Consider the following 12,252-nt stretch of genomic DNA (forward strand, 5'->3'; position numbering starts at 1 on the left):
CTCTAATGGAGATGCTCCCTGCGATATTGGCTGGGTGAGTAACCCGTTACCTTTTTGAACACTTTGGTAAAATAGCTGGGGTCCGAATAGCCGACGGTGCTGCTAATATCCGAAATGGACATCGTCCCCGACCGCAGCAGCTCAGCAGCCTTTTCAACCCGAATTTTGTTCAGATACTCGCTGAAGCCCTCTGTATGATGTGCTGTAAAATAACTGGACAAGTAAGAGGGATTAAAATGAAAATATTGACCGAGTGTCGTCAAATTGAGCGTTTCCGCGTGATGTTCCTCGATATATTCCAGCAGCTTCTTCATGCTCGTACTGCTTCCTTGCTGTGTTTTGGCCAGAATCTGCATGTTCGCTTCCTCTAAAAAGGTCTCTAGCAATCGCACTGCCTCATGTACGTGAGGGGCATCATTAATTGTTTTGAAATAGGAGTATTTCGCCGCATCCAGTTCCTTCATATCATACCCCTGATTCCCGAGCAAAATCGTAATGTTGAATACGATGTTCCCGAGAAGGGATTTGAATTCAAAAGCGGTGGAGGTATAGTTGCCGGACATAGCGGTTACATAAGACCTCAAATCCTGAAAAGCCGTATCAAAATGCTCACGCTTCATCTCTTCCGTGAACTGTTTTAAGTTAAACGAGCTGTTCACCTGAACAGGCTTGGGGAGTTCGTCTTCCATCAGGAGCGCGGTTCCCGGGAAGTAAAAGCGATAGCTGAGCAGTTTGGGCAGTTCATCCTGATAGACCTCGCTCATTTGATTAAAATCATCAAACAAACGGCTAATCGCCCAGCCTGTCTGTGGCTCGACTTGCTTCGTCTCCTGAGCTACTTCTCGGACCACAGCTATCCAGGAGTGTAATTCACGCGGATCAAGATTAGCTAAAAAAACAGCCGCGTTTGCATCAGACGGCAGTTGTCGCAACACGATTTGTTCACAGGCAGATGTCACTCGATCGGTGAGCTTGGAAAATAGGTCCAAGGCAGGGTGGGAGTGGCCTTTCCCCTGAGGTTCCGCCTGCTCCACGCCTATGAGTGTAAAACGGGCATACGGAAATTCCTGCTTCAGCAGTTCCGGGTCATAGTCGATGCTATAGCCGGAAACGAGCTTTTCTATCACATGATCCATCGTAATTTGGTTATTCCCGGCATCTGCCTGATACTGAATGGACGGAATTTTGCGGGCTGTTCTCTGGAGCACTTGAAGCAGCTCATCCGTGTCCAGCTTGGGCTTCAAAATATAGTCAGCAACACCTTGCTGGAAGGTGGATCGCACGTAATTAAACTCGCCGTAGCTACTGAGCACAATGACCTCAATATCAGGATAACTCTGTCTGACAATGCGCGTCAGTTCTTCACCGTCCATGATAGGCATCACGATATCCGTAATGACAATATGGGGGCGCAAAGTCTCAATCAGCGCTAACGCTTCTTTTCCATTAGAAGCCTCGCCTACAATGCGAAATCCATACTGTTCCCACGATAAATGATGCTTGATCCCTTGCCGTACCAATATCTCATCATCTACAATCAAAATATTGCATAGCTCTTTCATGGCAGCACTCTCCGTAATTATACCTATTCAAAAAAAGACCTCCATAAGGCGGACGTCACATCATTTGAGACACATAGTTGATAACGCTTCCAACTTAGCTTAAATATAAAGCATTTAATCCTTACATGCTAACATAAACCTCTGTCTAATCCAAAGGTAATTTAGTTCAAATGGCATGTAAAACGACAAAAAAGGCCGCCGAGAAGATCTCGACAGCCTGAGTAAACCGGGCTACCTTTACCTTAAACGGTACCCCATGTCCGATCACCCGCCAAATATTTTTCAGTCAAAATAGACAGCAGTTGAATGCCAACCTCATTGTGGCCCCCTTCAGGGAGGATCAGGTCAGCGTATTTCTTGGAAGGCTCAATAAATGCCTCGTGCATAGGCTTAACCGTACTCAAATAGTGATCGTGGATCGACTGAATGGTGCGGCCTCGCTCCTCAATATCCCGAAGTACCCGGCGAAGTATACGCACATCCGGATCGGTGTCGACAAATACCTTGATGTCGAGCAGTTGACGGAGCTTTTCGTCAGACAGTACGTGTAATCCTTCCAGCATGACGATATGATTCGGCAGAAGCTCTACCGTCTTGTCTGTAGAACGAGCATGAACCGTAAAGTCATATACTGGCGCGTGGGTCGCTAGTCCTTTTTTCAGACAATGGAGATGCTCAATAAGCAATTCGTTGTCAAAGGCAAACGGATGATCATAATTGACCAAAGCACGTTCATCATGGCTCAGATGTGAATGGTCTTTATAGTAGTTATCCTGAGATATGAAAGTCACTTTGTTTGATCCCAGACGTTCAACGACAGCGCGTGCTACCGTTGATTTACCGGAACCCGTACCGCCGGCAATACCAATAATAAGCATGGCGTTTCACTTACCCTTCCCTGAATGTATCCCGATACAACTCAAGTATTGTAGCACAACGCGTACTTTTTTTCATCAATGCAGAGCATTGTATTTCTTCCATCTTCGTATCTTGGCTCTGAATGTCTTAAACGGTGCCACCGAGTTGATATGAATCCATCTAGCCATAGGCCAGTTCGGATTAGTGCCAGTCCACTTGTGAACGCCCTGCGTAAAGAGTTCTTCATGATTTAGTGTGTCAATCCAATCCAGCCACTTTTGCTCTGTCAGCTTGAATGTATGGCGCAATTCACTTAAAGAGTAGTTAGAATAGGTTCTGTAAAATGACTGATACAGCTCACCTAATCTATTCCATTTATAATTCGGAGCAGGCATAATGACGTCTTGTCCTTCCTTTTCGTCCCTGTCCCATGACATAACAAGATGGAGCCATCCAAGCTGGTAGGCAATGATTTCTGCGGGTGTTTTATCTACTTCGGAGACCCGAATATCCTTTTGGTTCTCGTCAATCTCCTTGTATTCACTGTCTAACAGCAAATAGGAGGTATGAATCGCTTCTTTTAACTCGGCTTTGGAAGTGTAGTGATAGCTGGGCATCTAATCGCTCCTTCAGATTCTATTCATTCTATCCACTTCTTTATATGTACCACCTAAACATGACAACCTTATGTCTTATTCAAAAATAAAAAAATATCGTTTTTGTGAATTTATGAAAGAGCATTTGGTGTGTTCACGAAAAGGGATGCAAAATTAATAGAGAATTTAATACAAAAGATAAGTAATTCGACATATTTTAATATTACTTTATAAGTCTATAATTATTGGAGGTAGTGCTTGGACATGCCATGATGTGGCATGAATGGTTCTACAGCTGTTTGGGTATTTATCAATTTATCTAAAAAGGAGACTGTTACATGAAGTCGAGTTTGCTGAAAAAATGTGCAAGTGTAATGTTGAGCAGTACGATGGCTCTGTCTTTATCGTTACCGTTACTAGGTCATGCACATGCAGATGGGAATTTACAGGTAAGTGATGATTTTGAACAAGGGGAAGCTCAAGGCTGGACAGCAGGTTCAGGTAACTGGTCTGTTGTCTCGAACGGGAATGGCTCTACATACCAGCAAGCTAGTCAAAGCGAAAGCCATTCGGTTAAAGGTAATGCATCATGGACCAACTATAGTGTGCAAGCAGATGTATATGTAGATGATTTTAATGGCTCCAATCGGGTATATGTTGCAGGCAGATACACAGATTCCAACAACTTTTATGCTGCATCTTTGTACAACAAGAAGGGTGGAGCACTTGAAATTCGCAAAAAGGTAAACGGTTCTATGAAAACACTGGCTACCAACAAGAAATACAAACTGGACACCAATACGTGGTACACAGTGAAGCTGGAGCTGTCCGGTTCGGACATTAAGATGTATGTTAATGATCAACTGGAGCTGACCGCAACAGATTCCAGCCTTGCTTCCGGAGCCATTGGTTTGGTAACCTCCAAGGCGGTTGCCCAGTTCGATAATGTTATCGTATCTGGCGCTTCAACCGAAACAGATCCAGGTACAACACCCGTGAACCCAACACCAGGCACAGACAACCCAACTCCTGGGGTAGATAAAAATGCAACCTCAAATATTAACTATAATCTGTCCGGTTTCTCCTATGGTAATACAGGTGGCGGGGAAATTAAGGAAACCGATGCCAATTACAAAAAGGTTTACAACGCTGTAGATCTCAACGAGGCACTTAAAAAAGGTACTAAAGTCAAAGTTATTGAGATCATGAATGATCTTGATTTGGGATGGAACGAAATGCCTGATGCTGCGAAGGTCATGCCTTTTAGCGCAAACAACCCTGTGCTGACAAATCCCGTTTTGAAGAAAACAGGTGTGAGCAAAATCTATATAGAAAACTTGAATGGAATTACGATTTTCTCGGCAAATGGCGCTAAAATCAAACATGCTGGCTTTGTTATCAAAAGAAGCTCTAATTTGATTTTCCGTAACCTCGAATTTGACGAGCTTTGGGAGTGGGATGAAGCAACCAAAGGGAACTATGACAAGAATGACTGGGATTATATCACGGTTGAAGGCCAAAGCTCCAAAGTATGGATTGATCATTGTACATTCAACAAAGCATATGATGGCTTGGTAGATGTGAAAAAAGGCAGTAACGGAGTTACCATTTCCTGGTCCTTGTTCAAAGGAGATGACCGCAGCTCCAATAGCTGGGTGACCCAACAGGTTAACGCTATGGAAGCAGACAAATCTTCCTACCCTATGTATGCTTATCTGAGAAGCAGTGCAGTAGGCTTGAGTAAAGAAGATATCATTGATATCGCAGCAGGACAAAAGAAAGCGCATCTGATCGGTGCTACTGAGATGGCCGCTGATAATGCAGATTTGGCAGTAACATTGCACCATAACTACTACAAGGATATTCAAGACCGTATGCCGCGTTTGCGTGCTGGTAATGCCCATGCCTATAACATCGTTATGGACGATGCCGGATTGGCTAGAGCCAAAAAAAGAATTACATCCGACATGGCTAAAGCAATTGCTGCTAAAGGATACCATTTTGACGTCGTGGGTAACGGTGCGATTTCCACAGAAAATGGCGCGGTACTGCTTGAAAAATCGTATTTAATTGATGTATTTTCACCAGTTCGTAATAATCAAAAAGACCCTAAAAAAGATGACTACACAGGTAAAATCAAAGCAGAAGACGTCATCTTCTCTGACAACGGTACCGTATTCAGAGGAGGCAGCGAAGAAGCGAATAGCCCATTAGCCCCTTATCCTGCGAAGGCCAAGAGCTTCTCATGGAATGGATTCACAACGTTGCCATACAGCTACACAGCCGAAGATCCAGCGAACCTGGTTGCTCAATTGACAGCCAAGGACGGAGCAGGTGCAGGCAAGCTGAACTGGTCGAGTGAAAACTGGCTTAAAACAGCATACAAGACAGTCGCTTCAAAGGGTGCACAAACGGTGGAAGATTCCGAATAAGTATATTGGAAAAATAGCATTGGAATAAGAAGCAGCCAGGACAGATATACTCTGTTCCTGGCTGCTTCTTTTCGTATACATTTTCAGGACGCGTTCGGCAAGCACTTAACCGATAACGACAAACGAGGACACACCAGCAGGTACCGATCTGACCCGGAATAACGTTCCATCGTCTCTAAAGGTACGCAGAACATAAGGCTGGTTCGTGGGTGTGCGTACCTTATCGAATCGGACGGTACCGAAACTGTCGAAATTGGCAGCTTGCACAAAGCTTCCGTCTGTGCGCCGGAGGACTGCAAAAAATCCCGTTGTAATAAAAGGTACTCCATCATTACGAGCCCAGATGACCGTAAACCGGCTAAAGGTTTGCGTAGGACTCACATTACGATATCTCGTAGCAGGAACTTTTCTGCCCGTAGACTTCAAGGTTTGAGGAGGACGAATAGCCACTACCTATCAACTCCTTTGTTGTGATGTGATAGTAGATGCACACAAAGGAGTTTCGGACCGTGCTATAAACTACTTCTTCAAAAATAGGTTTATAGATCTCATCATGCCCAATCGCGTCGTAGCGTAAAGAGTTCTTTCAACGCATCCGTCGACAGCTCGGTAATCCAGCCCTCGGTGCTGGGAATGATCTGGTCACTAAGCTGCTGCTTGCTCTCCAGCATTTCGTCAATGCGTTCCTCCAGCGTGCCCAGCGAGATGAACTTGTGTACCTGAACATCTTTCGTTTGTCCCATCCGGTAGGCGCGGTCCGTGGCCTGATTTTCAACAGCCGGATTCCACCATCGGTCGAAGTGAAAGACGTGGTTGGCGGCTGTCAGATTCAGACCCACACCCCCGGCTTTGAGTGACAAAATAAATACGGATGGCTGCTCGTCAGGTGGCAATGTGTGAGATTGGAACTGGTCAATCATCCGGTCACGAGCGGTTTTGGACGTGCTGCCGTTGAGATAGAGCACCGGCTCTTGCAGCTCTTGAGCGAGTACCTGCTGGAGCATACGTCCCATGCCAATATACTGTGTGAAAATAAGGCAGCGCTCGCCTTCCTCCCGCAGCTCCTTGACCATGGCTAAAATACGCTCCAGCTTGGATGAGCGGCTGATGACCGCTTCAAAATCGGGCTGACTATAACCGGAAGCCGTGGTATCCGGGGCCGCTTCCTTGGTTAAGAGCGCAGGATGGTCACAAAGCTGCTTTAACTGGGTCAGGGCGGATAAAATGGCTCCCTTTCGCTCAATCCCCTCCAGCTTCTGCATCCGTTCCATGAGTTCTTTAACAATTTGGTCATAGAGCGCACCTTGCTCGGAAGTGAGGTGAATGTACGTTTTCATCTCATTTTTCTCGGGCAAATCAAGCTGTATAGCCGGGTCCTTCTTCTTGCGTCGCAGCATGAAGGGCTGAACCAGCTTTTGCAGGTCTATTGTTCGCTGCTCGTTATGTTCTTTCTCGATAGCATTGATGAACCGATTGCTGAAGGCGCGTGCGCTGCCCAGATAACCGGGATTGATAAAATCGTAAATCGACCATAGCTCGGACAGCCGATTTTCAATAGGCGTCCCGGTCAGTGCAATGCGATGCCGTGCAGGGAAGCTGCGAACGGCAGTGGATTGCTTGGTTTGCGCATTTTTAATATTCTGCGCTTCATCAAGGCAAACCGAGTCCCAGGTCATGCTTTGCAACAGCTCCTGATCCAGGGTTGCTGTTGCAAAGGAGGTCAGAATAACATCGGCTTGCTCGACTTCCTCACGGAATAAGTCTCCCTGATCCCGCTTGCTTCCATAGTGGAGCATGATCTTTAAAGAAGGGGCGAATCGGCTGAGTTCCTTTTGCCAGTTGCCCAGCACTGAAGTTGGACAGATCAGCAGCGAACTGGAGCGGATGCCCGTCTCTGCTGCGATATCCTGTAGATGCAGCAAATAGGCAATAAACTGCACCGTTTTGCCAAGCCCCATATCATCGGCAAGGCAGGCACCCAGCCCAAAGCGCCGTAAAAAGGCAAGCCACGCGTATCCGTCCTGTTGATACGTCCGCAGCTCGGCTTGCAGTCCATCCGGTACGTCCAGTGCGGGCCATTCCGACTGTCGCCCGAGCTGGCTGATCAGCTTCAGCAGATGCCCGTTCAGCTCGACCTCCAGCCGGAAGCGTGCCGCATCCTCTGGCTGCTCACCCGTAGCATCGCTCTCCGCCTCATCGGCGTTGCCGAGCAGGTGCAGCTGCAGGATGTCCTGAAAGGACAATCCCTGAGCACTGTCGATCCCGGCCATCGCCCGGCGAATTTGCGCCAGCAGCGCGGGATCGAGCGCGATCCATTGCCCGTGGAAGCGCACCAGCCGCTCGTTGCGGGCCACCAGCTCGGCGAACTCGGACTCGCTCAGATCGGCATCGCCAATGGCAACACGCCAATCGAACTGGACAATCGAGTCCAGTCCGAACAGCGAGCTGCCCTTTGCGCGCTCGCCTCCGCCTTCGCCCGGGCGGACCTTGGCCCGCAGCTTCGGCTTCTTGCGGGTGGCTGCCTCCCACCAAGCGGGCAGCAGCACCTGCCAACCGCCCTCCAGCAAGCGCTGGCTGTCGGTCGTCAGGAATTGCCACGCTGCCTCGTCGGAGAGCGGGCGATCCAGCACGTCATCGCGGCTTCCGGTCCGCTGCCCGGCGGGCAAAATCGCGGTCAAGCGCTCCAGCCATCCGGCTGAGCGCTCACGCACATGGGTTGTCCACGCATCGGGCCACTGGCCGGATGCGTATCCATCGTCGGCTAGCCGTACAGGCACCAGCAGTGCCGGGTCCTGCTTGTCCTGCAACACCAGCTTGAGCTGCCACGACGGATCGTCGTCCTCCAGCTCTGGCTCCAGCAGTTGCAGGAGCGGGCGGAAGGGCGCGCTATCGGCCTTCCAGCCGATAGCGATAAGCCATGCCCGCGCATCCAGACCTGCCGCGGCCGGGCGGTTTTGGGCGAAGAGAATTGGATATCCTCTTCGCAAATCGGCGGCTTCCGCCTCGGTGCCGTACCAGTACTGAAACACGGCGGCCGAGAACGCCGCAGCCAGCCCTTCGCGCTCGTCCTTCTCCAGGCTGTCAAGCAGAGCAAGCTCTGCCGCTTTGGTGCTTTCCAGCGTTTTCCCCGATTCTAACGCCTCTAACGTCTCTCTCGCCTCTGCCGCCTCCAGTACTTCCGCATCCCAAATCCATTGCAGCTTCCCTGTCTGAAATGCTGTGAGGCTGGGCGTGTAGGCTTTCGCTTCAATGCAATGGGCAAGTAGAGGGATCAGCCGAAGCCACGGGGCATTGCCCTCGTCCCAGATCCATTCGATATGCTCCAGCAATTTGCGCTCCGTCAGAAAGGGAATCACTTGTTCCGAGGGCAGGAGGATAATATCCGTGTCCTGAACGTGCTGAATCTCCAACTCGGTGCCATAGAAAGAAGCCTCGTGCCAGGCAAACAAACGCTGCTTCAACATCTGACCGGAAATGCTGTAGTTCATAGACGAATCGCCATAAATCAGCGCGTCTCCATAGGTGGTTAACTGGATGTGTACCGTAATCGTCTCCGTATATTGGCTCATGATAACAATTTCCCTTTCCGCAATTCCTCCTGTAGCGCGCGCAGGCGGCTATGACGGCTGGTGAAGGTCGTGAAGAACAGCTCCCAGCGCGGCTCTTGCTTCATTTTTTTGTATAGCTTGAACAGCCGCTTCAACAGCTTAACCGCTGCTTTATAGCTGGATCTATTTTTTTCCAGCACATATCGTTCCACCGCCTGATGGTAAAAGGGCAACAGCAGCTCTGGTGCGTTCTTTTCAATGGGTTGTAACACGCTCACACGAAAACTCAAAGGCTCGCTGCGTATACTTAGCTGATAATCAATCCATTGCCGCCATTTGTCGTGGGCAAGCAGCGCTTCTTCATACATTCCCCCGGCAAAAGGAAGCATACCGACCAGTGTATTCCACATTTCCTGCTCCGCTTCTGGAAGGTGCTGCAAAACCATATCCCAATCATTCATATAATCGTGTAAATGATCGTCCCGATGGCTGTGAAGCAAGGGTCCGATATGCCGTAGTCCATCCTTGAGGCGTGGCCATTCCTCGGCTTCACGCAACGCATGCAAGAACAAAAGCAACTGACTCGAAGAGATTTTTAGCGGAAAATCTTTTTCGGCCTCCTGAAGCAGCGACCAGGCTTGATCATCCTGCGACTGGTAAAAATACATCCAGCTTTGGGCCAGCATCCAGGGAAGCCGGGCCAAAGCTGTCCCAAGCTCATCCTCAGCCGTCTGCAAATGCAGTAATTCCTCTGCATATATGCTGGAAGTGGAATCTTTCTGCTGGGGACGCATCCAGTTTAGCCAAAATCGGTAGTACGCGTCTGAAAAATAAGTGCCATTACGCGATTCTGTCAGCATTTTTCGGCGTAAATAGGCCAAGGTCTCTGCCATGCGAGCTTCTTGCGTCGGTTCATCGGTTAGGGCAAGCTGGCTCTCAAAATCACGCTCGATAGCTTCTTTAAGCTCATCTGCGGCGATTTGCGTGTAATACCCCATATAGGAATGGGTGGGATAGCCCGGCATAGGTGACTGAGGCACCAGCTTTTCCAGCACACGCAGATGAGCGTGCAGTCCATACAACTGTTGCATGCCGGGTGAAAGCGGCGGCTTCACAGCATATATCGAGGCTAGGGCGCTTTGGACATATTGAGAATTTTGCGTGTTTACATGGTTGAGCGCGATGCACTGATCGAACAGGTCATGCCATTCTGAGATAGGCATATCCGGTATGCGGCTTGCTGTTTTGCTGAGCGTGTTCCTTGCAGTTTCCTTGCGATCCGGTGAAGGAGTGGACCGGGAAGTTGGCGCGGTGGTGCGCACGTCAGATTGGGTAGCCAACCGGGTGAAGCCCGCTGAATGGGCGTTCACCAACGCATGTACGGAACGTTCCTGCTCTTTCGCATAATTCAGCAGGGCAGCAATCATGTGCTTGCAGTTCTTATGAACCGGGCATGTGCATCTGCTGGCAGCAAAAGCGCTCAAGTGCAGATCCACTTCGTAAAGATCGCTTCCATCTACGACAGCCGCGATATGGTCGGCGTCAGGCATTGTAAATTCTTTTACCTTTCCTTGCTTGAAATATTGAAACCCGCGTTTGATCGTCACATCATTAAAATGGTCAGCCACGTTCTGGATAAGCTGCTGCCATTGTATATCATCCATAAGATAGGTTGGTTTCATATGCATTAGTCTCCTAAAGAGAATAGTCAATCCGGTGACAGCTTAACTCTTCCATTATATCAGTTCATGGGTAAATTGAGGTGGAGGGAGCAGATGGAAAGTTTCCATGTTTACACTGCACGGTAAAGGGTCCAATGAGCAGGATATGTACGGAGTTGTCGAGCCGCTGTTGGAGGATTTTATTATTATCGGTATTCGTGGAGACCTGCCTATGGGTGGGGGATTTCAATATTATGAGCTGAAAAGTCTGGGCAATCCGCTGCGCGAGCAGTTTGATCGGGCTATCGAGCAGCTTCAGGCGTTCGTACAGTATGCTACAGACAAGTACCCGGTGCGTATTTCCAGACCCGGACTTCTCACTGCACATTCAAAACATACCTGACAGATCACGGCGTTTCCCCCCGACAACCAACAGGACGTGCTCCAATGGCTGCGTGAGGATGCGGGAATCTCGTATTGATGGCAGTATGTAAGTATGCTTGGATGAACTTCAAAACAGCTACGAAAAACAACCGCCGGGTAAAGTAAAAAGCCCCTTACGTTGCAGCGTAAGAAGGCTTGAATCATCAGCAAGGTTGGGGAGCAGTCCCCTTCCTGCACCCTATCATCTTATGCTTATCTACCCTCTTCATTCTCTGTTGTAAATTATATTTTACAAATTCGAGAAACCATAAAGGAGGCATCAGTATGCAAACTGATGGGATACAGGGTTTAAATTTCCTTAAATTAGTTGGAAAAATTCACATGGAAAACGGAGTAGGCGGAATGGTGCTGTACAAGCGGAGCGGTCGCCTTTGCCCCCGGATTTCAAACATTGTGGGATTATTCAGGAAATCCGGGAGCAACAGCGATGGGAAGCACCATCCGCCTGCGCAGTGGCGCCTCATGTACATTTCCAGTTCAAATTATATAAAATGATCCTCCAACATGCTCAAAGACAGCTCGGCGGTAGTAGCCACCACGATATCGGCACCCTGCATTTGCGAGGGCGTTCCCACACCGACTGCGAACATCCCGGCACCCTTGATCGCCTGAATTCCCGCCTGCGCGTCCTCTATACCGATACAGTCGGCAGGCTGAACACCCAGATTGGCCGCTCCGGTGAGGAAAATTTCCGGGTCGGGTTTGCCATGCCGGATGGCTGTGACATCTACCACACTGTCAAAATAGTGCGTCAGCTCCAGCCTATCCAGTATAAACGCTGCATTTTTGCTCGCAGAGGCCAGCGCGATACCGATCCTGGCGTCACGTAACTCCGTTAGGAGCGCGCGGATTCCCGGTAATACGTCTCCCGGGGTCAAAGCTGAGATGAGCCGCTGATATTCGGTATTTTTCTGTGCGGCCAGTTCCTGCTTGTCATCGGCTGAATACGCATTGGCCCGATCACTACGCGCTAATATTTTGTCGAGTGACTCTGTACGGCTGATTCCTTTTAACTGCTCATTAAATTCCCGGTCGAAAGGAATACCCAACGTTGCCGCCAAGCTGCCCCATGCCTGAAAATGATATTCGGCGGTATCTGTAATTACTCCGTCCAAGTCAAAAATCACTGCCTTCATTTGGTTTCCCCCTGT

At 49.0% G+C, this 12,252-nt stretch carries 9 protein-coding genes; 2 read left to right on the forward strand and 7 right to left on the reverse strand.

The features are described 5' to 3' along the window. Positions 1 to 2: 2 nt before the first annotated feature. The 3 genes from ACWXW9_RS20495 to ACWXW9_RS20505 all read right to left on the reverse strand — a co-directional run bounded on the left by ACWXW9_RS20495 (position 3) and on the right by ACWXW9_RS20505 (position 3,037). Complete coding sequence (locus tag ACWXW9_RS20495) at positions 3 to 1,562, reverse strand: response regulator transcription factor (protein WP_494930910.1); 1,560 nt, start codon at positions 1,560 to 1,562, stop codon at positions 3 to 5. Between the two features lie 242 nt (positions 1,563 to 1,804). Then, positions 1,805 to 2,440 (reverse strand): uridine kinase, encoded by a 636-nt coding sequence (gene udk, locus ACWXW9_RS20500; protein ID WP_494930911.1) that lies wholly within the window; start codon positions 2,438 to 2,440, stop codon positions 1,805 to 1,807. A gap of 75 nt (positions 2,441 to 2,515) precedes the next feature. Next, complete coding sequence (locus ACWXW9_RS20505) at positions 2,516 to 3,037, reverse strand: ClbS/DfsB family four-helix bundle protein (RefSeq protein WP_494930912.1); 522 nt, start codon at positions 3,035 to 3,037, stop codon at positions 2,516 to 2,518. A 317-nt stretch (positions 3,038 to 3,354) separates the two neighbouring features. Here ACWXW9_RS20505 and ACWXW9_RS20510 point away from each other — a divergent pair, with 317 nt between their 5' ends. After that, a complete protein-coding gene (locus tag ACWXW9_RS20510) occupies positions 3,355 to 5,448 on the forward strand; it encodes a pectate lyase family protein (RefSeq protein ID WP_494930913.1) in 2,094 nt (697 codons plus the stop codon). A gap of 105 nt (positions 5,449 to 5,553) precedes the next feature. On the opposite strand, the gene ACWXW9_RS20515 is transcribed toward ACWXW9_RS20510, so the two are convergent. The 3 genes from ACWXW9_RS20515 to ACWXW9_RS20525 all read right to left on the reverse strand — a co-directional run bounded on the left by ACWXW9_RS20515 (position 5,554) and on the right by ACWXW9_RS20525 (position 10,678). Continuing rightward, positions 5,554 to 5,898, reverse strand: coding sequence for a hypothetical protein (locus ACWXW9_RS20515; protein ID WP_494930914.1), 345 nt, complete (start codon positions 5,896 to 5,898; stop codon positions 5,554 to 5,556). Positions 5,899 to 5,999: 101 nt separating this feature from the next. Then, entirely contained in the window at positions 6,000 to 9,017 is a 3,018-nt protein-coding gene (locus ACWXW9_RS20520; protein WP_494930915.1) for a DEAD/DEAH box helicase, read from the reverse strand. Next, positions 9,014 to 10,678 carry an SWIM zinc finger family protein gene (locus tag ACWXW9_RS20525; protein ID WP_494930916.1) on the reverse strand — a complete coding sequence of 555 codons (1,665 nt, stop codon included), beginning with the start codon at positions 10,676 to 10,678 and terminating at the stop codon, positions 9,014 to 9,016. Before ACWXW9_RS20525 ends, ACWXW9_RS20520 begins: the two co-directional genes overlap by 4 nt. Before the next feature lie 106 nt (positions 10,679 to 10,784). Between ACWXW9_RS20525 and ACWXW9_RS20530 the strand changes: the two genes are divergently transcribed. Beyond that, positions 10,785 to 11,060, forward strand: coding sequence for an alpha/beta hydrolase (locus ACWXW9_RS20530; protein ID WP_494930917.1), 276 nt, complete (start codon positions 10,785 to 10,787; stop codon positions 11,058 to 11,060). Between the two features lie 523 nt (positions 11,061 to 11,583). On the opposite strand, the gene pgmB is transcribed toward ACWXW9_RS20530, so the two are convergent. Next, complete coding sequence (gene pgmB / locus ACWXW9_RS20535) at positions 11,584 to 12,237, reverse strand: beta-phosphoglucomutase (RefSeq protein ID WP_494930918.1); 654 nt, start codon at positions 12,235 to 12,237, stop codon at positions 11,584 to 11,586. Positions 12,238 to 12,252 lie beyond the last annotated feature (15 nt).

This window comes from Paenibacillus sp. LT-B23, assembly GCF_059417685.1.